Origin of the sequence: Aequorivita aurantiaca, assembly GCF_030410135.1 — a bacterium.
Classification (GTDB): domain Bacteria; phylum Bacteroidota; class Bacteroidia; order Flavobacteriales; family Flavobacteriaceae; genus Aequorivita; species Aequorivita aurantiaca.
Window position 1 is genome coordinate 92421 of the sequence record NZ_JAUGQQ010000002.1, and the last position, 23816, is coordinate 116236.

20 protein-coding genes are annotated in these 23816 nt (G+C 40.0%); 8 read left to right on the top strand and 12 right to left on the bottom strand.

Annotated features, from left to right (window positions below; genetic code table 11):
* Nucleotides 1–56 precede the first annotated feature (56 nt).
* The 4 genes from QRD02_RS03795 to QRD02_RS03810 all read right to left on the bottom strand — a co-directional run bounded on the left by QRD02_RS03795 (nt 57) and on the right by QRD02_RS03810 (nt 3563).
* Nucleotides 57–764: a YiaD family glycine zipper/OmpA-like lipoprotein gene (locus QRD02_RS03795; RefSeq protein ID WP_290253588.1), complete on the bottom strand. Its 708-nt coding sequence runs from the start codon at nt 762–764 to the stop codon at nt 57–59.
* A gap of 1 nt (nt 765) precedes the next feature.
* Entirely contained in the window at nt 766–1248 is a 483-nt protein-coding gene (locus QRD02_RS03800; protein WP_290253589.1) for a lipocalin family protein, read from the bottom strand.
* A gap of 45 nt (nt 1249–1293) precedes the next feature.
* The gene (locus QRD02_RS03805) at nt 1294–1455 is read right to left on the bottom strand and encodes a DUF1328 domain-containing protein (protein WP_290253590.1); all 162 of its coding nucleotides are present in this window, start codon (nt 1453–1455) and stop codon (nt 1294–1296) included.
* Between the two features lie 98 nt (nt 1456–1553).
* A complete protein-coding gene (locus QRD02_RS03810) occupies nt 1554–3563 on the bottom strand; it encodes an alpha-ketoacid dehydrogenase subunit alpha/beta (protein WP_290253591.1) in 2010 nt (669 codons plus the stop codon).
* A gap of 122 nt (nt 3564–3685) precedes the next feature.
* On the opposite strand from QRD02_RS03810, the gene QRD02_RS03815 reads away from it, so the two are divergent.
* The 4 genes from QRD02_RS03815 to QRD02_RS03830 are packed head-to-tail and all read left to right on the top strand — an operon-like array spanning nt 3686 to nt 6747.
* Complete coding sequence (locus QRD02_RS03815) at nt 3686–4636, top strand: isopenicillin N synthase family dioxygenase (protein WP_290253592.1); 951 nt, start codon at nt 3686–3688, stop codon at nt 4634–4636.
* Between the two features lie 47 nt (nt 4637–4683).
* Nucleotides 4684–5013 (top strand): translation initiation factor, encoded by a 330-nt coding sequence (locus QRD02_RS03820; RefSeq protein ID WP_290253593.1) that lies wholly within the window; start codon nt 4684–4686, stop codon nt 5011–5013.
* A gap of 10 nt (nt 5014–5023) precedes the next feature.
* Complete coding sequence (locus QRD02_RS03825; RefSeq protein ID WP_290253594.1) at nt 5024–5896, top strand: nucleoside phosphorylase; 873 nt, start codon at nt 5024–5026, stop codon at nt 5894–5896.
* Nucleotides 5893–6747: a substrate-binding domain-containing protein gene (locus QRD02_RS03830; protein WP_290253595.1), complete on the top strand. Its 855-nt coding sequence runs from the start codon at nt 5893–5895 to the stop codon at nt 6745–6747. The genes QRD02_RS03825 and QRD02_RS03830 overlap by 4 nt, the downstream gene beginning before the upstream one ends.
* A gap of 340 nt (nt 6748–7087) precedes the next feature.
* Here QRD02_RS03830 and ung read toward each other — a convergent pair whose 3' ends face one another.
* Complete coding sequence (ung, locus tag QRD02_RS03835) at nt 7088–7753, bottom strand: uracil-DNA glycosylase (protein ID WP_290253596.1); 666 nt, start codon at nt 7751–7753, stop codon at nt 7088–7090.
* 39 nt (nt 7754–7792) lie between these two features.
* Here ung and QRD02_RS03840 point away from each other — a divergent pair, with 39 nt between their 5' ends.
* Both QRD02_RS03840 and QRD02_RS03845 read left to right on the top strand, forming a co-directional pair.
* Nucleotides 7793–9967: an endonuclease MutS2 gene (locus QRD02_RS03840; protein ID WP_290253597.1), complete on the top strand. Its 2175-nt coding sequence runs from the start codon at nt 7793–7795 to the stop codon at nt 9965–9967.
* Between the two features lie 56 nt (nt 9968–10023).
* The gene (locus tag QRD02_RS03845) at nt 10024–10428 is read left to right on the top strand and encodes a thiol-disulfide oxidoreductase DCC family protein (RefSeq protein ID WP_290253598.1); all 405 of its coding nucleotides are present in this window, start codon (nt 10024–10026) and stop codon (nt 10426–10428) included.
* Between the two features lie 63 nt (nt 10429–10491).
* Here QRD02_RS03845 and QRD02_RS03850 read toward each other — a convergent pair whose 3' ends face one another.
* The 4 genes from QRD02_RS03850 to QRD02_RS03865 form a co-directional block, all read right to left on the bottom strand.
* On the bottom strand, nt 10492–11292 hold the full coding sequence (locus QRD02_RS03850; protein WP_290253599.1) for a phage tail-like protein: 801 nt from the start codon (nt 11290–11292) through the stop codon (nt 10492–10494).
* Between the two features lie 133 nt (nt 11293–11425).
* Nucleotides 11426–12871: a dicarboxylate/amino acid:cation symporter gene (locus QRD02_RS03855; RefSeq protein ID WP_290253600.1), complete on the bottom strand. Its 1446-nt coding sequence runs from the start codon at nt 12869–12871 to the stop codon at nt 11426–11428.
* 35 nt (nt 12872–12906) lie between these two features.
* Complete coding sequence (gene aroC, locus QRD02_RS03860) at nt 12907–13971, bottom strand: chorismate synthase (RefSeq protein WP_290253601.1); 1065 nt, start codon at nt 13969–13971, stop codon at nt 12907–12909.
* Between the two features lie 62 nt (nt 13972–14033).
* The gene (locus QRD02_RS03865; protein ID WP_290253602.1) at nt 14034–16994 is read right to left on the bottom strand and encodes an FAD-binding and (Fe-S)-binding domain-containing protein; all 2961 of its coding nucleotides are present in this window, start codon (nt 16992–16994) and stop codon (nt 14034–14036) included.
* 130 nt (nt 16995–17124) lie between these two features.
* Between QRD02_RS03865 and QRD02_RS03870 the strand changes: the two genes are divergently transcribed.
* Together QRD02_RS03870 and QRD02_RS03875 are read left to right on the top strand one after the other, a co-directional pair.
* Complete coding sequence (locus QRD02_RS03870) at nt 17125–17613, top strand: hypothetical protein (RefSeq protein ID WP_290253603.1); 489 nt, start codon at nt 17125–17127, stop codon at nt 17611–17613.
* A gap of 129 nt (nt 17614–17742) precedes the next feature.
* Entirely contained in the window at nt 17743–19197 is a 1455-nt protein-coding gene (locus QRD02_RS03875) for a membrane dipeptidase (RefSeq protein ID WP_290253604.1), read from the top strand.
* On the opposite strand, the gene bshA is transcribed toward QRD02_RS03875, so the two are convergent.
* From bshA to QRD02_RS03890, 3 genes are read right to left on the bottom strand one after another with little or no spacing between them, the layout of a single operon-like run.
* Nucleotides 19191–20336, bottom strand: coding sequence for an N-acetyl-alpha-D-glucosaminyl L-malate synthase BshA (gene bshA, locus QRD02_RS03880; RefSeq protein ID WP_290253605.1), 1146 nt, complete (start codon nt 20334–20336; stop codon nt 19191–19193). The genes QRD02_RS03875 and bshA overlap by 7 nt on opposite strands.
* 56 nt (nt 20337–20392) lie before the next feature.
* Entirely contained in the window at nt 20393–23311 is a 2919-nt protein-coding gene (locus tag QRD02_RS03885; RefSeq protein ID WP_290253606.1) for a serine hydrolase domain-containing protein, read from the bottom strand.
* Nucleotides 23312–23327: 16 nt separating this feature from the next.
* On the bottom strand, nt 23328–23813 hold the full coding sequence (locus tag QRD02_RS03890) for an ABC transporter ATPase (protein WP_290253607.1): 486 nt from the start codon (nt 23811–23813) through the stop codon (nt 23328–23330).
* Nucleotides 23814–23816 lie beyond the last annotated feature (3 nt).

Sequence of the window (23816 nt, forward strand, 5' to 3'; positions counted from 1 at the left end):
AAAAAATCCCGATCCATCAATCGGTTCGGGATTTCCTTATATTATTAAGAATTTAATTATTCACCGGCCTGTTTTTTAGCTTCCTGCTTCATTTTCTCATTTGGGAGAATCGCTAAATTTACGCGTCGGTTTTTTGCGCGACCCTCAGCTGTGGTATTATCTGCGACCGGTGCTGTTTCACCATACCAATTTGTGGTAAATCTACCCGCACCCAAATTTTTGTTCTGAACAAAATAATTGGTCACGGCTTGAGCTCTATTTTTTGAGAGTGTCATGTTCATCTCATCGGCACCAACGCTATCGGTGTGGCCTACTACAAGTACATCAGTATCTGGATATTCTTTCAACACATTGGCCAATTTATCCAAAGTTGCTTGCGAAGCGGCGTTAATGTTATATTTAGCGGTGTCAAAATATACACCACTGTTTTCGTCAAAAGTTACTACAATACCATCATCAACTCTTTCCACTTGTGCGCCGGGAATTTCTTCCTCAATTTTCTGGGCTTGTTTATCCATTTTGTCGCCAATGAGTACACCAGCTCCACCACCAACTACCCCGCCAATAACTGCACCAAGGGCTCCGTTGCCTCCTTTACCTACATTATTTCCGATTATGGCGCCTAAAATTGCACCACCCGTGGCACCGATTACGGCACCTTTTTGTTTATTATTGGCATTTCTCGTGGCTTCACAACTTCCCAAACTTATTATGAGAGTAAAAGCTAAAGCTAATAATGCGGTTTGTTTAAAGAATGTTTTCATATTATTGTTCGTTTATTTTAGAGAAATTAATATTTATTTTAAAAGGTTTTCCATCCATCGTTACGGTCTGTTCCCATCGCATAGATGACTCGCTCAATTGTGCCAAATGCAATCTAAACCCAACATTATTGTCTGATTTTCCTTTTGCATTTGTTGGCTTAACCATAAAATCATAGAGGCCAGAAGCGGGATCAATTTCTATTATAGTAAAAATGAAATTGCGATCACCCGTCGGGCAATCTGGATTATCTATTGTATAAGATCCTGTATTGTTATTGGGTATAAAACGCCATGTACTTCCTTCAAAACATTCTACTGAAGTGTCATTAAAAAGGGTAACATTAAAGGTTCCTGCAGTGTCATAGGAAATGTTGTCCAAGGTCCAATAGCCTTTTATAACTTTTTTTGATTCTTGAACGGTTTTTGGCGTTCCGCAAGAAAATGCCGTGGCCGCGATTAGGGCCAAAATGAGGATTCTTTTCATAAATGAATTTTTAGGGTGTTTAATAATTTGGGTTAGTAAAGTGTCCTATCTTCTAAATAGGCTTGAAAGCAATGATAGCACTAACAGAACAATAAAGATGTAAAAGATAATTTTTGCTATATCGGCCGCACCTTCAGCGATGCCACCAAATCCAAAAATTGCTGCAATTATTGCAATAACGAGAAAAATAACGATCCAACGTAACATAATTATTTAGTTTTAATGATTAGTATGGCACTAAATTAAATAACAATTTTAACGTTTGGTTTGTCTTTATCTAAAGTTTAACAACGAATGTTAAATTATTAGTAAGATAGTAAATTCTTCAAATTATCTATAAATTTTTCTTTGGGAAGGTACGCAGATTCTAAGTTTGCCGCAAAAGGAATGGGGGTTTCTAAACTGGCCACACGCCTGACCGGAGCATCCAAATGTTCGAAACAGTTTTCTATTATTAGAGCTGAAATATCCGATGCAATACCACCAAATAAAGAATCTTCCTGTAAAATAATCGCCTTTCCTGTTTTCTTTACAGAGTTGTAAATTGTTTCGCTATCCAATGGAATTAAAGTTCTTAAATCAATCAGGTCCGCGCTGATTTCGGAATTTTGGTCTAAGGTTTCCAAAGCCCAATGTACACCGGCACCATAGGTTATAATTGTAACATCATTTCCCTCTTTAAGCATTGACGCTTTGCCTAGTGGAAGTGTGTAATAATCAGTTGGAACGTCTTGCCTAATGCTTCTGTACAATGCCTTGTGCTCAAAAAACATTACCGGATTCGGATCCTCTATGCTTGTTGCCAAAAGTCCTTTAGCGTCATAGGGAAAAGCAGGATAAACAACTTTCAGTCCCGGGGTGTGTGTAAACCAGGCTTCATTGGTTTGGCTATGAAATGGCCCTGCCCCTACACCCGCACCGCAGGGCATTCGGACTACAACATCTGCTTTTTCATTCCATCTATAATGGTTTTTTGCGAGATAATTTATTATGGGATTGAAGCCGGAGGTAACAAAATCTGCAAACTGCATTTCCACCACCGCTTTAAAACCATTAATGGAAAGCCCCATTGCCGCAGATACAATTGCTGATTCACATATTGGAGTATTGCGTACACGCTCCTTGCCAAATTGTTCCACAAACCCTTCCGTAATTTTAAATACACCTCCATACTCGGCAATATCCTGACCCATTAACACGAGGTTATTATGGCGCTCCATCGATTGTTTCAACCCTTGTGAAATGGCATCAATAAAACGAATATTTTCTGTCTTTGGATTGGCTTTAATTGCCTGATAGTCAAATTTTTTGAAAACATCATTTAACTCGGTCGTTTCAAAGGGCTCAATTTTGGGTTCTGCAAACGCAATGTCAAGATTATAATCAATTTCTTGTTTAAATTCATTTCGGAATTCTCGCATTTTTTCTTCTGTAAGAACACCCTCGGCGAGCAAAAAGTTTTCATAATTGATTAGCGGGTCCCGAAGTCCCCAATCGTCTATCAACTCTGAAGGTACATATTTTGTACCGCTTGCCTCCTCGTGACCGCGCATCCTAAAAGTTTTGAATTCCAAAAGAATGGGGCGCGGATTGCTACGCATGCTTTCAACCAAAGTTTTTAATTTAACGTAAACTTCCAAGATATCATTACCTTCAATAATGTGTGATTCCATTCCGTAACCTTTTCCGCGATCGGCTATGTTTTCACAATTATATTGCTCATTTGTTGGGGTTGAAAGTCCGTAACCATTGTTTTCAACACAAAATAAAACCGGAAGTTGCCATACGGAGGCCACGTTCAATGCCTCATGGATGTCGCCTTCACTTGTGCCGCCCTCGCCAGTAAAAACGGCACATACTTTATTGTTCCCTTTCAATTTATTGGCCAGGGCGATTCCGTCAGCTACTCCAAATTGTGGGCCCAGGTGTGAAATCATACCCACAATGTGGAACTCTTGCGTTCCAAAGTGAAAACTTCTATCTCGACCTTTTGTGAAACCATTTGCCTTTCCCTGCCACTGCGAAAACAATCGGTACAGCGGAATGTCGCGCATTGTAAAAACCCCAAGATTCCGGTGCATCGGCAAAATATATTCGTCCCTGTCCAAAACTGACGCGATTCCCACTGAAATGGCCTCTTGCCCAATCCCACTAAACCATTTGGAAACCTTCCCCTGGCGAAGTAGAATCAGCATTTTTTCTTCTATCATTCTTGGTTTCAACATACCTCGGTATAAGCTCAACAAAGTAGTGTCATCAATATCATTTCTTTTATAATCAAAGAAAATTTGCGGGGTGGCTTCAGGTTTCATCATAATAATTTTGCAGCCTCAAAAGTAGAAAAAATCAGATTGCAAGCATGAATAATAAAGCAATATTTAGTCGCGGGATAACTTTTACAATTTTGGTATCTTTGTGCTTCAAAAAATTAAAAAATATGAAGAATATTCCGAGCGTAGATTTGGCCGATTTTCTTTCCGAAGATCCAAATAGGAAGCAAAAATTTGTAAATGAAATTGGTTCAGCATATGAAGATATTGGGTTCGTATCATTAAAGAATCACTTTCTAAGCGATAATTTGGTTGATGAACTTTACAAGGAAGTAAAAAGCTTTTTTGCACTTCCTTTGGAAATAAAGAAGAAATATGAAATTGAGGGCCTGGGCGGCCAGCGGGGTTATATATCCTTTGGAAAGGAACACGCCAAAGGGAAAAAGGAAGGCGATTTAAAAGAATTTTGGCACTTTGGCCAAGAGCCAAGCGCTGACGCAAACCTTTCTGAGGAATATCCAAAAAATGTTCAGGTTGAAGAATTGCTCGATTTTAACCACACCGGAATGGAAGCATACAGAATGCTCGAAAAAACCGGGATTTATGTGCTCCGTGCGCTCGCAATTTATATAGGGCTGGACGAGTTTTATTTTGACCATTGGGCTACAAACGGGAACAGCATTCTTCGTCCCATCCACTACCCTCCCATCACGGAGGAACCAAAAGGTGCGGTTCGTGCGGGAGCACACGGTGATATAAATTTAATAACCCTTTTAATGGGGGCATCTGCGGGCGGTCTGCAGGTGCTGCGAAAAGATGGCGAATGGATAGACGCAATCCCCAATGAGGACGAACTGGTAATAAATGTTGGCGATATGCTGGAACGGCACACCAACAACAAATTGCGCTCTACAATTCACCGCGTTGTGAATCCGCCAAGGGAGGAATGGGGCAGCCCCCGCTACTCTATTCCCTTCTTTATGCACCCGCGCAGTGATATGAAGTTAAACTGTCTTCCTGAATGCATAGATGCGGAGCATCCAAAGGCTTATGAGGACATTACGGCGGGTGAGTTTCTTCACCAGCGATTGGTGGAAATAGGCCTGTTAAAAAAATAACCTCCAACCGCTGCAGGATTTATTAATCATTGAAACATTTTCAACATTTGAAATCTTTAGAAGACCAATTAAAAAACCTTTTTCCGGAACATCAGCCAGAGGAAACAGTTGAAGCAGATATAAAGCCTAACATCTGGTTACAAAACGAACCTCTTATCTGTAAGTATGAAAAGAGAAAAGGTAAACCAATTACCATTATTGAAGGTTATAATGGTGCCGACTCCGATTTCAAAATACTTGCAAAAGAAATCAAACAACTCTTGAGCGTTGGTGGTAGTTTTAAAAATGAACAGATTATTATTCAAGGCGATTATCGCGACAAAATCATGCAGTTTTTAAAAGATAAAGGCTTTAAGGTTAAACGGGTTGGAGGATAATTATTAAAATATGTCAATAAAAGAATCTGAACTGATATTAACGGAGAAAGGCAATATTTACCATCTTAACCTCGCGCCATCGCAACTTGCGCCCACCGTAATTACCGTGGGTGATCCAGACCGTGTGGAAATGGTTTCGAAGTATTTTGATATCATTGAAACTAAAGCGCAGCATCGCGAATTCAAAACCCATACAGGATTATATAAGGGAAAACGGATAAGCGTCATTTCCACAGGAATAGGTCCTGATAATATTGACATTGTGATGAATGAACTTGACGCGTTGGTCAATATAGATTTTGAAAAACGCCAAGTCAAAAAAAAACTAACCTCGTTGGATATTATTAGAATTGGCACCTCTGGGGGTTTAACCGAGGATATTGAACTCGATAGCTTTTTAATAAGCAATTCCGCCATTGGTCTGGACAATGTAATGCATTATTACGACAAAGCGGAAAAAATCTTTAATCGTGATTTTGCCCAACTTTTTATTGACCATACTCAATGGAATCCCGACAATTCAGTGCCATATGCCGTAGGGGCAGATAAAAATTTATTAATGAAATTTGCCTCTGAAAAAACTCTACAGGGAATTACCATTACAAATGTCGGTTTTTACGGGCCACAGGGAAGAGTGCTTCGTGCAAAATTGAAAGATGAAGATTTAAATGAAAAATTATCCTCTTTTCGCTACAAAGGGAAAAAAATCACCAATCTTGAAATGGAAACTGCAACAATATATGGTATGACTAAAATGCTTGGACACCGTGCGCTTTCAATGAATGCCATTATAGCCAATCGCGCCTCCGGCACTTTTAGCAAGAATCCTACAAAAACCGTGGACGCCCTTATTCAATATACTTTGGAAAAAATAGCACAATGAAAAATTTTATAATCGGCGGAGTGCCGGAACATTTTAATCTACCTTGGTACATCGCTTTGCGCGATAAAGATTTTCAGCAACAGGGAATCAAACTTCGCTGGAAGGATTATCCCGGTGGAACAGGCCAAATGGCAAGCGCTCTGCGCGAAAAAGAAATTGATATGGCCGTCATTCTTACCGAAGGAATTGTTCGGGATATCATTAATGGTAATGATTGCAAAATTGTACAGGTTTTCGTTAAATCGCCACTTTTGTGGGGAATACACGTGGCTGCGAATTCTAATTACGAAACAGTTTCGGATTTAAAAGGAACCAATGCTGCAATAAGCCGTTTCGGTTCCGGCTCCCATTTAATGGCCTTCGTAAACGCTGAAACCTTGGATTGGGATTTAAAGAATGATCTGCGGTTCAAGGAAATTAAAGATTTGGAAGGAGCCTTGGCAGGTTTGCCCCTGGGCAAAGGCGACTACTTCATGTGGGAAAAGTTTATGACCAAGCCCTATGTGGATAATGGCATTTTTCGGTTGATTGGCGAATCGCCCACTCCATGGCCAAGTTTTGTTATTGCCGTTAATAATGAAGTATTGGAAAATGAAAAGGAAAGTGTGCAGGCAATATTAAAAGTCATAAACGGCATCACCGAAAATTTTAAAAACATACCCAATATTGATGCAATGATTTCACAACGATACGGTTTGGAAATCCAAGATGTACAGGAATGGCTCTCATTAACGGAATGGAGCAATCGCCAATTAAAAAAAGAAGAGCTTGAATTAATACAACAAAAATTATTGGAGCTCGATTTAATTGAACATAAAACGCAGGAGAATAACATCTTACATAATTTCTAAAAAAAATCATAATATCTGCGCAACCCTGTAGTAGATCCTGCATCTAATTATTATAAAATTAAATGTTATGACTACTTTCTTAATCGTTTTGGGGGCGTTGCTAGTCACGAATTTTCTGCTGTTGCAATTTAGCTGTAATGACGCCACGGAGTCTGAAGTTCCTGAAGAGGAATAATATAATAAACCGCATTATAGGGATTTCTTTTATAAACTCCACAGTTTATAATTAATGCGATTCTTTTTTCTATTCTTGACTTTTTATTGAAAAGTATTTCATCGGCATTTGTCGATTTTTTTATGTTTTTCAAAATAATTCTCGCGTTACTCCGCAGAAAAAAGATTACCACTTAATTGGATTCACATCTTTTTCCTTCAGATATTCGTTCGCTTTGCTGAAGTGTTTGTTCCCAAACCAATATCCTCTATTGGCTGCCAATGGCGACGGATGGCCGCTGGTTAAAATCAAATGTTTTGATGCGTCCACTTTTGCCCCTTTCTTTTTTGCAGGCCCTCCCCAGAGCATAAATACCAATCCTTCTCTTTCTTTCGATAATTTTTCAATTACGGCATCCGTGAACATTTCCCATCCTTTGTTTTGATGGCTTCCAGCTTGATGGGCCCTCACGGTTAAGGTTGCATTTAATAGAAGAACCCCTTGATCTGCCCATCGTTTTAGGTTTCCATTTTTTGGCAATGGGGCGGCAACATCATTTCTTATTTCAGTAAAAATATTTTTTAATGATGGAGGTACAGCAACATTTTCACCTACCGAAAAACACAGTCCATGCGCCTGTCCTTCACCGTGGTAAGGGTCCTGCCCTATAATAACAACCTTTACTTTATCAAAAGGTGTATGGTTGAAAGCGGAAAAAATTTGCTTTCCCGGAGGAAAACATTTGCCGGAACTATATTCATTTTTAATATAATCCACCAAGGCTGTAAAATATGGTTTGTCGAATTCTCCCTTTAAAATCGCCTTCCATCGCGGCTCAATTGTTACCTCCATTATTATTACTTTTGTATGATTGCTGAAAAAGTAAAATTAATGGAATTAAAACGGAAAGCCCGTATAGACAATAAAACTTTAGAAGATCTTGAATTTCCTTCCGTCCTGCGGCAGGTTGCAGAATTTGCCGTAACAGAGCCTGGAAAAAACAATGTGCTTTCACTAGCGCCCTTTCACGAATTTACAGAAATTGAACCTGAGCTACGGCGGGTTAAGGAATTTACGGCTTCGTTTGATGGGGACAATAGTATTCCAAATCACGGTTTTGAGCCTATTTTCAAGGAACTTCGTTTGCTGGAAATTGAAAACAGTAGCCTGGAAATTTCAGGATTTCGGAAAATTCTTTTTATTTCTGAAACCACTCGCATACTTCTTAAATTCTTTAAAAAATTTGAGGAATTTTATATTCATCTCAATTCCTTTTCTGAGGAAATTAACTACACTTCAATTCTTTCCGAGGAAATAAATAAGCGGATTGATAAATATGGCGAAATAAAGGATGAAGCTTCCACAGAGTTGGGCACCATTCGCAGGCGGTTGAATGTGGTGAAAGGAAAAATAAATTCTTCCTTTACAAAAGCGCTTTCCCATTATATCCAAAACGATTATTTGGACGAGATTCGGGAATCGGTTGTAGAAAACCGAAGAGTTCTGGCCGTAAAGGCAATGCACCGGAAAAAAGTGAGAGGTGCTGTTTTGGGCAGTTCAAAAACGGGAAGCATTGTTTACATCGAGCCACAGGAAACCCTTGAATATGCTAATGAACTAAGCAACTTGCTTTATGAGGAATCTGAGGAAATAAAAAAAATACTAAATGCGATGACCGCATTTATTCGTCCGCACGCGTCGCTGCTGGACAGCTATCAAAATTATCTAATAAGGATGGATGTGCTGTACGCCAAGGCCAAATATGCCTTGAAAATTAATGGCGTATTGCCTATTATCACTTCAGAGAAAAAGATTTCGCTTCAAAATGCATTTCACCCATTGTTGTTGGTTTCAAACAATAAAAGAAATCAGAAAACATTTCCGCAGAGCATTTCCCTTTTTCCCGAAAAACGCATCATCGTAATCTCGGGCCCCAACGCAGGGGGCAAAAGTATCACACTAAAAACCGTTGGACTTTTACAGGTTATGCTGCAAAGTGGCCTACTGATTTCCGCCGATGCGCAGAGCGAAATGTGTTTCTTCAAACGTGTGTTAACAGATATTGGCGACAACCAATCCATCGAAAATCATTTAAGTACGTACAGTTACCGATTGAAAAAGATGAATCAATTTCTGAAAAAGTGCGATAAAAAAACGCTTTTTCTTATTGATGAATTTGGTACCGGGAGCGATCCCGAACTTGGGGGCGCTTTGGCTGAAACCTTTTTGGAAGTTTTTTATGAAAGGGAAGCTTTTGGAATAATTACTACCCACTACACAAACCTTAAACTGTTGGCAAATGAACTGCCGCACGCCATAAATGCCAATATGCAGTTCGACAATAAATCCTTGGAGCCGCTTTATCACCTGCATTTGGGCGAGGCCGGGAGCAGCTACACTTTTGAAGTGGCACAAAAAAATGGCATTCCCTACAGTTTGATCAACAAGGCCAAGAAAAAAATTGAACGCGGCAAGGTTCGGTTTGATAAAACTATTGCGAACCTGCAAAAGGAACGCAGCAACCTTCGGAAAACTTCAGAATCCTTAAAAACCGAGGAGCAAAAGGCGCGTCAGGAAAGCAGGCAGTTGGAAGAGGTGAATGCCCGCGTGCAGGAAAAACTGGAAAGCTACCAGGAACTTTTTGATGCCAACCAAAAGCTTATAAGCCTCGGAAAAAAATTTGATGCACTTTCTGAAAAATACTTCAACAACAAGCAGAAAAAGCAATTGATGGACGAGATGATGAAACTAATTATGGTTGAAAACAGCAAACGCAAAAAGCTGGCCCCTAAGGCAAAAAAAGCAGTAAAGGCAAAGGAGCACCAGATTATAAAGGAAGTTGAAAAAAAGGTAGAAGTAATCCGTGAACGCAAAAAAGAGGAAAAGGAACAAGCCAAGAAACTACCCCCACCAAAACCCAAAGTAGCCCTAAAAATTGGCGACCGGGTGCGGATGATAGACGGCCGCGCCATAGGCACGATTGATACTATTGAAAAAAATAAAGCCATCGTAAATTACGGCATGTTCACCACAAATGTTAGTTTGGAAGAACTGGAGAAAGTATAAAGTATGTCGCCATTTTCAGGAAAATTGTTTACCGCGACTGGAGCTGGTTGTTATTTATGAAAACTGAAAATCACAAAATAATACTCTTCGACGGCGTTTGCAATCTTTGCAACGGCGCAGTTACTTTTATAATTAAGCGCGATAAAAGGAACGTATTTAAATTTGCTGCACTCCAAAGCGAAATTGGTCGGGAACTGATTTCACAATTCAAGATTGATACCTCAAAAGTAGATTCCATTATTTTTATTGAAGACGAAAAACAGTACGATAAATCTTCAACGGCGCTCCATATCGCCAAACATCTTTCGGGTGCCTACCCCCTACTGTTTGGGTTTATGGTGGTGCCGAAGTTCATTAGAGACGCGGTGTACCGTTATATTGCCAAAAACCGCTACCGCTGGTTTGGGAAAAGGGAAAGCTGTATGGTGCCGACTGGGGAGTTGAGGGGTAAATTTTTGTAATCCCATTTTTTTGAAATTAATTTTTGCTAGTAAAAAATACTCTGAAGATTTTTGGCCAATTTTTTAATTAAAGGTCTGCCCCGAATTAATGGCTCCCGCAGTATTGACTGAGGGCCCGCTCCAGAGGAAGTCAGTGTATTGGTGGCCAGTGCCAGTTAGTTGAAGCGATTCTCCAATTGGGGTGGAACCTGGTTCGCTAACCCCGATATCTGTCGATGTTAACCCAATAGCTGTACCATTTGATGCAGTAAAAGATCCTTCATAACTTATAAAATATAGAACTGTTCCAGAATCAATCAAGGCAAGACCGTCGGGAGCTCCATTTTCGATTCCATTGCTAGGATATGAGAAACTAATTGTACCAATTCCATTGGATTGGTCCGGAATAGTTCCACTAAGGCTTGTTGTATTATAGACTTGCCTGTTTACTCCATTATAGAGTTCAATAGAATAAGTACTCAAATCTAGACCCGCAGGTCCGGCTATTTCAATAAACTCATCTTGATCAGTTCCTGCATTATCATAATGAAACTCATTGATCCAAGCTATGGGACTGGCCAATGTCACACGGTGGATTTCCTCCCAACTATCACCGTCCCAAATTTGGAGCAATCCTAAATTGTTGGGCAAATCCATCACAAAAACCATCAAGCCAAAATCCGCATAGCCTGGGTTTATCGCCTCACGCGCCGCAATACTTGGCACCCGCGGCGGCATAAAGCCTTTATAGGTTGTGCCTCCATCGGAAGTACTTGAAACTTCCAACATAGACGCGGGTGAAGGTGTGGTAGTACCTATTCCCACTTGGCAATAAAAATTGGTTGCAAAAAATGCAGAGGCGAAAAATAAGATAATTGTTCTCATAACTATGGTTTTTAGTCATAGCTAAGAAGATGAAATTCAGAAATGTAGATTGGGCCTACTTTCTGGGGAGAAATCTAATTTAATCAAATTAATCTTTCCAACAAATTTTTTTTACAACCATTATAGCGTAGAGCTACGAATCCAAATCAAAAGTCTCCGACGGATTTTTTGGTGGTTGGTAGTTTAGCAGGCCTTCATCATTGGCTATTATGGTACAAACGGTAGCATCACCCGTAACATTCACCACGGTTCGGAACATATCCAAAATTCTATCCACCGGGAAAATTATGGCAATCCACGCAGGGTTTAAACCTACGGATTCCAACACTATAATGAGCATTACCAAGCCGGCACTGGGCACTGCTGCCGAGCCTATGGAGGCCAGTGTGGCCGTGAGCACTATGGTTAATTGCTGCCCAAGGGTTAAATCAATCATATGCAACTGTGCCAAAAATACTACGGCCACTGCTTGATAAAGACAGGTGCCATCCATATTTACCGTGGCCCCTATGGGCAGCACAAAACTGGTTATCTTTTTGTCTACCCCCAGATTTTCCTCTACACATTCCATAGTTACGGGCAAGGTGGCGGCACTACTTGAGGTGGAAAAAGCCAATGTCTGGGCCGGGGCCATTGCCTTAAAAAAGCCTTTATAAGGAATTCGTTTTACGAACAATTTCATCAAAACAGGATAGACAATAAAAATCATCAACATAAGACCAACGAACACCGTAAGGGAATACCAGCTTAAACCTTTAAAAATTTCATACACCTTTCCCACATCATCTCCGGCCATTTTTCCCACTACTCCCGCCAAAAGTGCAAACACGAAGAAGGGTGCCGCCTGCATAACCAAATCAACCATTTTTAGGAAGACCTCCATAGCGCTGTCCATAAAATCCCGCACAGGCTTTGATTTTTCACCTGGAATCAAAAGCAGGCATACCCCAAAAAATATTCCGAAGAAAATAATCTGGAGCATTAACCCATTGTCAGTCAAGGAAAAGAAGAAATTCTCAGGAACAATATCCACCAAAGGTTGCAGCGGGGTGGCTTCCTTGGTTTGTTCGGCGGTCTGCATTCTTTCGGTTACAGCGGCATTCTGAAGTTCTCCTTTTGATAGATCCGTAATTTTTTTGGCGCGTTCAAAAAACGCCGGATCCTGCAAATAATTGATACCATCCTTTGGCGGGTGGCCCTTTGCGGAGGCCCAAATTTCATAGCTTATACGGTTGTCAATCCGGCTCTGTTCATCAATTAATTTTCCTGGTTTTATTGTATTTACTAACACTAGCCCTAAACTCACGGCGAACAGCGTGGTAAGCAGATAGGCTAGCAACGTTTTTCCGCCCATTCTACCCAAACTTGAAGGATCGCCAATGTTTGCAACCCCGCTTATTATTGAAACCAAGACCAATGGTACGGCAATCAATTTCAAAAGGTTGATAAATATTTTGCCAAAAGGTGCAATCCAATTGATCGTAAACTCACTCCACCCAAGTTGACTTGAAAGCAATGCCCAAATAATACCTAAAACAAGTCCGATAATTATTTTCCAGTGTAGTGCAAGTTTTTTCATTAGGGTGTTTTTTGATTAATACTCTTTATAGATATTTATAATTTGGATAATTTGTTCAGCAACCAAAAATCAGCCAAAACCAAGGCTGCCATGGCCTCTACAATTGGTACGGCACGCGGTACCACGCAAGGATCATGGCGCCCTTTTCCTTCGGCAATGGCGGGATTTCCTTTGCTGTCAATGGTTTCTTGCTTCTGCATAATGGTGGCAACGGGTTTGAAGGCTACTTTAAAGTAAATAGTTTCCCCATTGCTTATGCCTCCCTGAATTCCGCCGCTGTGGTTAGTTTTTGTGCTACCGTCTATATTGAATGAATCGTTGTGTTCACTGCCCTTCATTTTTGTGCCTTCAAAACCGCTTCCATATTCAAAGCCTTTTACGGCATTTATGGATAACATAGCCTTCCCAAGTTCGGCGTGCAATTTATCAAAAACAGGTTCGCCCAAGCCTTTTGGCACATTCTGTATAACGCAGGTTACGGTGCCGCCAACGGTATCACCTTTTTTACGAATATCCTTTATGAAATCTTCCATTTCACTAGCCATTGCTGCGTCCGGACAACGCACGGGATTCTTTTCTATTTCTGAAAAGTCTATTTCGGAATAATGTTTACCTAGTTCCATTTTTCCCACGGACGAAACATAGGCAGTTATTTTTAAATTCCCCAATAACTGTTTTGCTATTGCTCCGGCCACGACCCTGCAGGCCGTTTCACGGGCTGAGGATCGCCCGCCGCCGCGATAGTCACGGATGCCATACTTTTGGTCGAAAGTATAATCTGCATGGGATGGGCGGTAGATATTTTTTATATGTGCGTAATCTTTACTTTTTTGATCGGTATTTTCAATTAAAAAACCAATGGGCATGCCGGTGGTAATCCCTTCAAAAATTCCCGAGAGAAATTTTACTTCATCTGCTTCCTTGCGCTGGGTAACGATGGCCGATTGGCCAGGCATTCTGCGTTTCATTTCCGCATTAATGGCTTCAAAATTTATTGAAAGTCCGGCTGGGCATCCATCTATAACTCCTCCAATGGCCGGGCCATGGGATTCGCCAAAAGTGGTCAATTTAAAGATGTTTCCGAAGGAATTGCCTGCCATAGGTGTGTTTTCAACAAATGTAAACTTTCAAGTGCAAATATTCAAGGTTCAAAATTCAAAATTCAGATATGATTGCCTAAACCATTATTGGATTGCAACATTGCATTTTTTAAAATGGTAATTGGGTGAAAGGATTTGCGCTGGGTTCCGTCCATAATTTGATGCCGACAACTGGTGCCGTTGGCGACAATTATTGAATCAATATCCGCCTTGCGTATTGCGGGAAATAGTTTTAATTCCCCAATTTTCATACTCACATTGTAATGCTCCTTTTCATACCCAAAACTGCCCGCCATGCCACAACAGCCCGTGGGAATAAGTGTTGGTTTGTAATTTTTGGGAAGGTTTAGAATATCAAATGTAACTTTTGAGTTGCTCAATGCTTTTTGATGGCAATGCACGTGTATTTTAATATTTTTTTCTTCGGAAGTGAATTGTTCCGAGGTAATAGCACCTTTTGCAATTTCCGAAGCGATGAATTCCTCAATTAAAAATGTATTTTGTGAAATGGCTTCCGCGGAAACCAAGTCATCCGCCAAACGAAGGTATTCATCCCGAAACGATAATATGGCCGATGGTTCAATGCCTAATAATGGACATGCTTCCGAAACCTTTTCTTTTAAAAATGATATGTTTTTATTGGCCTCGTTTTTCGCTTGCTGCAAAAACCCTTTGGAAATTAATGCCCTTGCACTATCCAAAATGTCAACCACTGTTACATTGTACCCCATTTGACTTAAAAATAGGAATGAATCCATCGCGATTTCGGCATCTAAAAAATTGCTGAATTCATCTACGAACAACAATACATTCCGTTGATGTTTTAAATTTTGAGGAATGGAGTTAACAGGTTGTTTTTTAAGTTTATAAAACCTTTGACTAAAGCTTTCATTTGAAAGTTTTGGCAAGGATCTATCCGGATGAATACCGCCAATTTTCTTAATTATTTTTGAGGTAAAAAAATTGGAATAGAACCAATTAGAAACCTTCGGCATTTGTGAGGCAAATTTGTTCATTTTGGTACTCTCTGCAAATAATTTTTGGGAAAAGGAAACACCATTTGCTTTATTATACTGAAACAAAAACTCTGCTTTTGCGGTGCTGATGTCCACATTACTGGGGCATTCACTGGCGCAGGCTTTGCAGCTTAAGCAAAGGTCAAAAACTTCCTTTAAATCCGTGGAGTTGAATTTATTGGCCGCTTCATTATTTGTCAAAACTTCGCGCAAGGCATTGGCACGAGCGCGGGTGGTATCCTTTTCGTTTTTGGTGGCGTGATAACTTGGACACATTGCTCCGGCTGATTCGGCGGTTTTTCTGCAATCGCCGCTCCCGTTGCATTTTTCTGCCAATCGAAGAATACCACCGGAATCGCTGAAATTCAGTAATGTTTTTATCTCCGGCTCTACCCTATCTGTTTTATATCTTAGGGATTCGTCCATTCTTAAGGCATCAACAATTTTCCCGGGATTAAAAATGTTCTGCGGATCAAATGCGGCTTTTATTCGCTTAAAAAGGGCATAGTTTTTTTTGCCAACCATTAAAGGAATAAATTCCGCGCGCACAATGCCATCCCCATGTTCTCCGGAAAAGGAACCTTGATATTTTTTACAAAGCAGTGCAACATCAGTAGTAATTTTTCGAAAGTACTCCACGCCTTCTTTCTCTTTTAAATTCAGTATCGGCCGCAGGTGTAGCTCCCCCGCTCCGGCGTGGGCATAGTAAACTGCTTGTTGGTCATACTTTTTCATCAATGCAGAAAATTCCTTGATATAGGCTGGCAAATCTTCCAATGCTACCGCCGTATCTTCAATGCAGGCCACGGTTTTCCTGTCGCCAACCATATTTCCCAATAGTCCCAAACCAGCCTTTCGAAGCTCCATAGCCTTGTCTATTTCTTCCCCTTCCAAAACTGGGCTGTGATACGAATAATTGGAAATTTTTAATGATCGTAGCAATGCCTCGGTCTGGCTTAAAAGGTCCTCTTCTGAATTGCTTTTCAATTCCAACAAAAGGATCGCCTTCGGATTTCCATTTACGAAAAAGCGGTTTGGTTCATAGGTTTTATTTTGTTTTGTACACTCCAAAATTACATTGTCCATCATTTCACAAGTGTACAGCTTGTGCTGCATGGCAACTACCACGTCATTTAAACAGGCTTCCACTGAATCATAATGCGTGGCCACCATTGCGGTAAATTCTGGTGGCAACGGATCCAATTGAAGTGTTATTTCAGTAGTAAAGGCAAGTGTACCCTCACTTCCGCAGAGGAGTTTGCAGAGATTGATCTTTTGATTATATTCACTAAAAACTGAAGTGTTCAACAGACTGTCCACGGCATAACCAGTGTTTCTTCGGTGAATTTCAGGTTTGGGGAATTCTTTCTGAATTTCTTTTTGTGCTGCTTCAGAAACCAATTCATTATATAGGGTTTTGTAAATATTTCCTTCTAAGGAATCAACGGTCATTTTGTCCAAAAATTCATCCTTGGAGAGAGCTTCAAAAATTACTTCCGAACCGTCGGAAAGAATGGTTTTTAATTTTAAAACCTTATCTCGTGTCACCCCATATTGAATTGAAGTTGTGCCACTGCTGTTGTTGCCAACCATTCCACCAATCATGCAACGATTGCTGGTTGAGGTGTTCGGGCCAAAAAATAGTACGAAGGGTTTAAGAAACATATTTAATTCATCACGGATTACCCCAGGCTGCACCGTAACAGTTCGGCGCTCTTTGTCCAACGAAATTATTTTTGTGAAATGTTTTGAAACATCAACCACAATTCCACTGCCCACGCATTGTCCGGCCAGTGAAGTACCTGCAGTGCGCGGAATTAACGATACTTCGTTTGTTTCCGCGAAGGCAACAAGTTGTTTGATGCCCCTTTCATTTTTAGGAAAGGCAACTGCCATCGGTAATTTTCGATATACCGAAGCATCTGTGGCGTATAAGGAGGTATAAAGCGAATCTGTAAAAATTTCGCCATTAAATATTTTTTGAAAATCCTGAAATTTCTTTTTCATGGGCAAGTGTAAATGTAGAAAATTCCTTAACAAAAATTTGTAAATTTTAAAGGGAGGATTGGCTCGGCATTAACGAATATCGCAACATATTAAACTTAATTTTACTGCTGTGTTAACTAAAATAAAAATTATGAAAAAATCAATTTTAATACTTTTGACTTCTATCGCATTTGGGTTTAACGCCCACGCTCAAAAAATTGCTGAAAACGCCATTGGACTACGGTTGAGCGAGAGCAATGGCTTTGGTCCTGAAGTTAATTATCAACGTGCCCTGGGCGAATCAAACCGTTTGGAATTGGGTTTGGCGTGGCACAGTGAGCGCTATTGGGATGATGTAAAATTTACGGGAATTTATCAATGGGTATGGAACATTGATGGTGGATTTAATTGGTATACCGGGCCAGGTTTGGGCGCCGGAATTGAAACGTATGATCGCTATAGTGATGATGATCGTTATAAGGAATCGGAAGCATTCGCATTTTTTACCGGCGATGTTGGAATAGAATACAACTTTGACTTTCCATTATTGATATCCTTCGATTTTAGGCCTCAGATAAACTTGAACTATCGCGATGATGTTAATTTTGATGTAGGTATTAGTGCCAGATATCAATTTTAAAAACTCCGACTTTATTTTTGAAAGAAATGCCCCACGAAAAGGGGCATTTCCCTTTTAAAAAAACGGGGAAAATCCTGTTTCATATATGGGTATTTTATTGCAATTTTATAGAATTCAATAAGATGTGCTATGGAAAAACATTATGTGGACATACATTGTCATCCCTCGTTAAAGCCTTTCAGTAAAAGTTTTAAATACCAGCCCACGAAGCAAAATGCGCTCGATCCAAATCGGAAAAATTCCATTTGGCACTATAGCCCACCCAATTTTCTTGAAAAACTCGTGAACCGCCTGGTCACGCTTACAAAGTTTACACAAACGGATATCACGGCTCTGGCTAGGGCCAAATCCAACGTTGTTATTGTTTCGCTCTATCCTTTTGAGAAACATTTTTTCGGGAAAGAAATAATAGGAATAAAAGGCGTTACGGACGTAATGGTAAATCTTGCGGCAAGCATTAGCCAGGCCCGGATGGATTATATTAGAAGCAGCACCGACTATTTTTTGGATTTAATGGATGAATATCAATATTATCAACAGCTTGATAATCTTGTCCAAACTATTGATGGTAAAACCTTCACCTATCGGCTTGTTCGAAATTTCCAGGATATTGAAAATAATTTTTCCCAAGAAACCGAATCGAAAAAAATTATTAATATAATTTTATCTATTGAGGGTGGCCATAGCTTCAATACAGGTCTGCATATGGATAAGGATATGGCGAGCCGCACGGAAGTTATTGGGAATATTAAAGCCATTAAAAATTGGGAACACCGCCCCATTTTTTTAACGCTGGCCCATCATTTTTATAATGAACTCTGCGGGCACGCCCCGAGTATAACAATGGATATGCTGAAAAAAAATCAGGAAAGAGGCATGAATTCAGGCATTACGGATTTGGGCCTTGAGGCAATTGAACTTTTGCTTGACAATACTGATGGCAAAAGAATTCCTATTGATGTGAAACATTTAAGCACTGCTTCGCGCGAAGCTTATTACCAGTTGCTCGACACGAAATATGCCTCCGAAAAAATACCTGTAGTTGCAAGCCATGGAGCCTGCAATGGCAAACATTCCATTGTTCATTGGGACAGAACAAATTTTATGGACCATCGGGATTGGTTCTGCAATATTGACATCAATTTTTATGACACCGAATTGATTCGAATTGCAAAGAGTGATGGCCTATTCGGAATTCAGTTGGACGAACGGAGAATTGGTAGCGATAAGGCAATTTCTGAAAGCAGAATGATTTTTCCAAACAAGCGAAAACAGCTCAATAAAAAAGCATTATTGGTTTGGAGACAAGTGCAGCATATTGCGGAGGTGTTGGATAAGGAAGGATTATTTTGTTGGGGAATTCAGTGCATTGGCAGCGATTTCGACGGTATCGTAAATCCAATAAATGGTCTTTGGACAGCTGAAAATATGAAAGATCTGGCAGAAGAAATGTTGAACCACGCAGAGAATTATCTTTCGAAAAATTTAATATTATTGAATGATTTCAACAGAATAAACGCCGAAGATATTGTAGAACGGGTTATGCATATAAATGCAATGGAATTTATACAACGTAACTATTGAGGTTTTGGAATTCTACTATTGTCTATTGCCGCTTCATAAAGGTTTTCGTACATCGGAACAATCTTTTTAGTATCGTAAACCATTGCTGCTTCAATGGCCTGCATCTTAAAAGTTTGCAAGGTTTTTTCCGTAGCTAAAATTTTTAATGCGTTTTCGGCCATTTCCGCTACGTTGCCCACCTCGCTCAAAAATCCACTTACCCCTTGAATATTCACCTCTGGCAAACCACCCGTGTTGCTGGAAATGACGGGAACGCCGCACGCCATTGCCTCCAGTGCAGCAAGCCCGAAGCTTTCCTTTTCCGAAGGAAGAATAAAAAGATCTGTAAAGCAGAGTATTTTATCGACCTCATTACTATTGCCCACAAAAAGCACCTTTTCCTCTATACCTTTTTGTGCGCATAGCCTTTCACAATCCTCTCGTTCCGGCCCTTCCCCAACAATAATAAGTTTGGAGGGAATTTTTTTTTGGATGCGGTCAAAAATTTCAATAACATCCTTTACACGTTTTACTTTCCGAAGGTTACTAACGTGTGTAATTATCCTTTCATCGCGATCGGCCATCATTGTGCGCTGGCAATCCGTAAAGGGATTTATTTTTTTAGGAATATCAATAAAATTAGGGACTACATGGATTTCCTTTTTAATATCGAATAATTGAAGGGTGTCCTCCTTTAAGCTCTGTGAAACGGAAGTAACCACATCACTATTATTTATGCTGAAGGTAACGGCGGTTTTATAGAAAGGATGGCTTCCCACTAGTGTGATGTCCGTACCGTGAAGTGTCGTAACCATAGGGATATGGATGTTTTCTTCTTCAAGCATTTTTTTCGCCATATAACCTGCATAGGCATGCGGAATAGCATAGTGCACGTGAAGCACCTCGATTTTATGAAGTTTTACCATATCCACCAACTTGCTGGAAAGCGCAAGTTCGTATGGCTGATAATGAAAGAGTGGATAATCTGGAACCGAAACTTCGTGGAAATGAATATTTTTAGAAAGCAATTCCAATCGTACAGGCTGTTTGTATGTAATGAAATGTATTTCATGGCCTTTTTCTGCCAGTGCAAGGCCCAACTCTGTGGCCACTACCCCACTTCCTCCGAAGGTTGGGTAACAAACTATTGCTATTTTCATTTTGTAAAATTCATTGCTAGCGATTTTATTTCTTGGTCCATTAAATATACTAAAAATCAAAAGTCGATAGCTTCATAAATGGCTTTTTGAATTTTGCTGCGTAGGTCGCTTCTAATTAATTTGCGATTTTCCGCATCGGGAAAAGTTCGGTTTGATAAAAATACATAAACAATTTCCTCCTCCGGGTCTGCCCAAGCGAAGGTTCCAGTAAAACCGCTATGTCCAAAACTACTCATGGAAACGCAGCCGCATGTGGGGCCCGAATTGCCCAATTGTGGCTTGTCAAAACCCACGCCCCGCCTCACGTTTTTATTGCAGTAATAACAATTGTTGAAATCGTCCATAATGTTAGGATTAAAATAGCGTTTGCCGCCATAAAAACCCTTCCAAAGGAACATCTGCATTATTTTGGCAACATCATTGGAATTGCTGAACAAGCCCGCATGGCCACTCGCTCCCCCCAGCATTGCTGCGCCCTGATCGTGCACATAGCCTTGTACCTTCTGTTTTCTGAAAAGATTGTCCTGCTCTGTTGGAGGTATGTTTTCTTTTGAAAATTTTTCTAAAGGATGGTACATCGTGAAGTTTGCACCCAACGATTCATATAGATTTTCCTGTACGATAAGTTCCAAAGGTTTGCCGAATTTCCGCTCCAAATACTCCTTTAAAATATAATATGGCAAATCGCTATACTTATACTCTAGTTTTGAATTCAATTCACTATCGCGGATTTCGCTATAAATTGTATCAATGTAGTCCCGTCGCATATATAAATTTTCAGCTACTTGAACATTGAAATCCTTGCCGGGAACATCGGAATAATATTCCGATGAAACCCCTGTTTTAGCGTCGTTAAATGTATATCTATAAAAAGGAATCCAAGCTTTAAAACGTGCGTAATGGGAAAGCATTTGTTTTAAGGTAACATCAGCCTTATTTGAATTTCTATATTCCGGAAGCATTTCCGAAAGTTTGGTGTTCAGACTTAACTCTTTTTTATCCACCAGTTCCATCACAATGGGAAGACTTGCCAAAATTTTTGTCAATGAAGCCAAATCATAAACTGTGGAATCGCGCACAGCAATTTGTTTATCGTATTCGTGGTGCCCAAAGTTTTTTTGATAAATAATCTTACCCTTGCGAGCAACTAAAACCTGTGCGCCGGGATACATTCCGTCCTTGATTCCCGAAATAGCTAGGGAATCAATTTTTCTTAATTTGTAGCTATTTACACCCACACTTTCCGGCGTTCCGTATTGCAACCTTCGCAGGGATTTGGTCTGTAAAAAAGTGTTCAAAGGAAAATCCTCTCCCAGTGATACCGGCAATTTACCTTTAGCTTCCCGCGCTCCAAAAATTAATTGTGCCGAAAGTTGCTGTGATATTTTACTGTTTTGATAGGACATTATCACGCCTTCAAAATTGGCTGTGCTCTTTAAATCCAACATTGCATACGGCCTTGCAAAAACATTTAAAATAACCGTATTGGTCCGAGCAATTTCATAAAGCCAAACGAGTTCATTTTCGGTGAATTGAAATGGTTTCCACGGGTTATCATTGTTTTTATGAAAGCCGATAATAACGTAATTATATTCCTTCAGCTTTTGAATATATTCATCCAAGCTGTTGGCGACAACCCAATCTACGCTGCCATATTTTTTCAGTTCATTTAAGAATATTTGTCCGGAATCATCGCCAAAATTAATGTATGCAATCTTTTTCTTTTGAAGATCCTTTATGGGAAGAATGGCGCGGTTATTCTTAAGCACCGTTAACGCATGGTCCATTGCCTCCTCGTAGAGCGCATCGTCCATAACTGAATTGAGATCGTCACCCAAATAGGCCATTTTCACCGGCTTATAATAGTTCAGTCCAACCTTGTATTTCGCATACAGAATTTTCTTGACGGAATAAGCCAAGCGCTTCTCGGTTAAGGTTTCTTCGTTGTAAGCATTGATAAGAAATGTGATTGCTTTCGGCACATCTTCCGAAATTAAAAGAACGTCGTTTCCGGCCAAAAAAGCTGCCAACTCAATCTCACCGGGCTTTTTGTAATTTGACGCTCCTTTCATATTGAGGGCGTCCGTAAATATAAGGCCGTGGAAACCCATTTCTTTTTTCAGAAGATCGGTAATTACCTTGGATGAAAGAGAGGATGGATAATTCATTTGAGGTTCCAAAGCCGGAACATTTAAATGGGCCACCATTACACTGCTTAAGCCTTCACTAATAAGCTTTTTATAAGGATACAATTCCAATGTATCCAATCTTTCCCTTGAAAAATCAATAGTTGGCAAGGTTTTATGGCTATCTGCATCGGTATCGCCGTGACCGGGAAAATGTTTTGCACTTCCCAAAACACCGGCGCTTTGCATTCCTTTCATAAATGCCAACGCTTTTTGTGTTACATTTTCTCTGTCCTCACCAAAGGACCGGTTTCCGATAATGGGATTTTTTGGGTTCGTATTTATATCGACAACCGGGGCAAAGTTAATGTGCACGCCCAATCGCTTGGATTGTTCCCCAATTCTTTTACCGATTTTTTCTACAATTTTGTTATCGGTAATGGCGCCCAAGGTCATATTCCACGGGAAGGCATATGTGGAATCAAGGCGCATGGCGAGGCCCCATTCGGCGTCCATTCCAATCATTAAAGGAACTTTGGCCAAGGCTTGAAATTCATTGTTTAGTTTGGCTTGGCGAACCGGACCACCTTTCGAAAAAATAACACCACCTAAGTGATAATTCGTTATTAAGTCCTTTATTTTATCTGTTTTAGCCTTAGGGTCACTACTGAAAATATCGGCCATAAATAGCTGGCCAATTTTCTCTTCCAAGGTCATGTTGCTGTAAATGCTATCCACCCAATTCCTTTGGTTTTGGAAATCATTTTTAAGAATGAGCGGATTATTTTCCTGGGCAGTTGCTGGGAAATATATAGATATGAAAATACAGATTAACAGAAATTTCTTCATAGCATTTGAAAAGGGATTATGATAAAAAACGATTATGCCAACTGTCCGTGGCCGGAACTTCCCAATTTTCAAGATATTCTGCTTTTGTATTTACAAGATTATTAAAGACAACGGTATTTTTTGAAACTGATTTTTCCTTTGCCATTTTTCGGAAATCGGCTAAGGGTTTGTAGGCAATATATTCGCCCGAGTAGAATGTAACATTCATTTTATCGAGCAGATCTACATCAAATTTTTCCTGTAACGATTGAATAAAATGGACGGAAGCATCAATACTGCAGCCAGATGCAGAAGCATTAGCCTGATTGAGGCCAATGACTATAAACCGATTGTATTTAATTTCAAACGCTGCTTCCAATTCGGCGCCGTGGGCGGTCCATTTTGTAAGGAAATCTTTTGTTAGTTCAATAATTTCGGCAACTTCGCGGTCGCTAAACTTTCTATTAGCCTGATAAATCCACACTCTTGAATCATCCGGCAGGTTTTTAAAATCTGTCAACATTAT

Excerpts from the sequence above, each read along its gene's own strand:
- QRD02_RS03795 (WP_290253588.1), bottom strand. The coding sequence starts at position 764 with ATGAAAACATTCTTTAAACAAACCGCATTATTAGCTTTAGCTTTTACT.
- QRD02_RS03800 (WP_290253589.1), bottom strand. The coding sequence starts at position 1,248 with ATGAAAAGAATCCTCATTTTGGCCCTAATCGCGGCCACGGCATTTTCT.
- QRD02_RS03805 (WP_290253590.1), bottom strand. The coding sequence starts at position 1,455 with ATGTTACGTTGGATCGTTATTTTTCTCGTTATTGCAATAATTGCAGCA.
- QRD02_RS03810 (WP_290253591.1), bottom strand. The coding sequence starts at position 3,563 with ATGATGAAACCTGAAGCCACCCCGCAAATTTTCTTTGATTATAAAAGA.
- QRD02_RS03815 (WP_290253592.1), top strand. The coding sequence starts at position 3,686 with ATGAAGAATATTCCGAGCGTAGATTTGGCCGATTTTCTTTCCGAAGAT.
- QRD02_RS03825 (WP_290253594.1), top strand. The coding sequence starts at position 5,024 with ATGTCAATAAAAGAATCTGAACTGATATTAACGGAGAAAGGCAATATT.
- QRD02_RS03830 (WP_290253595.1), top strand. The coding sequence starts at position 5,893 with ATGAAAAATTTTATAATCGGCGGAGTGCCGGAACATTTTAATCTACCT.
- ung (WP_290253596.1), bottom strand. The coding sequence starts at position 7,753 with ATGGAGGTAACAATTGAGCCGCGATGGAAGGCGATTTTAAAGGGAGAA.
- QRD02_RS03840 (WP_290253597.1), top strand. The coding sequence starts at position 7,793 with ATGGAATTAAAACGGAAAGCCCGTATAGACAATAAAACTTTAGAAGAT.
- QRD02_RS03845 (WP_290253598.1), top strand. The coding sequence starts at position 10,024 with ATGAAAACTGAAAATCACAAAATAATACTCTTCGACGGCGTTTGCAAT.
- QRD02_RS03850 (WP_290253599.1), bottom strand. The coding sequence starts at position 11,292 with ATGAGAACAATTATCTTATTTTTCGCCTCTGCATTTTTTGCAACCAAT.
- QRD02_RS03855 (WP_290253600.1), bottom strand. The coding sequence starts at position 12,871 with ATGAAAAAACTTGCACTACACTGGAAAATAATTATCGGACTTGTTTTA.
- aroC (WP_290253601.1), bottom strand. The coding sequence starts at position 13,971 with ATGGCAGGCAATTCCTTCGGAAACATCTTTAAATTGACCACTTTTGGC.
- QRD02_RS03865 (WP_290253602.1), bottom strand. The coding sequence starts at position 16,994 with ATGAAAAAGAAATTTCAGGATTTTCAAAAAATATTTAATGGCGAAATT.
- QRD02_RS03870 (WP_290253603.1), top strand. The coding sequence starts at position 17,125 with ATGAAAAAATCAATTTTAATACTTTTGACTTCTATCGCATTTGGGTTT.
- QRD02_RS03875 (WP_290253604.1), top strand. The coding sequence starts at position 17,743 with ATGGAAAAACATTATGTGGACATACATTGTCATCCCTCGTTAAAGCCT.
- bshA (WP_290253605.1), bottom strand. The coding sequence starts at position 20,336 with ATGAAAATAGCAATAGTTTGTTACCCAACCTTCGGAGGAAGTGGGGTA.
- QRD02_RS03885 (WP_290253606.1), bottom strand. The coding sequence starts at position 23,311 with ATGAAGAAATTTCTGTTAATCTGTATTTTCATATCTATATATTTCCCA.
- QRD02_RS03890 (WP_290253607.1), bottom strand. The coding sequence starts at position 23,813 with ATGTTGACAGATTTTAAAAACCTGCCGGATGATTCAAGAGTGTGGATT.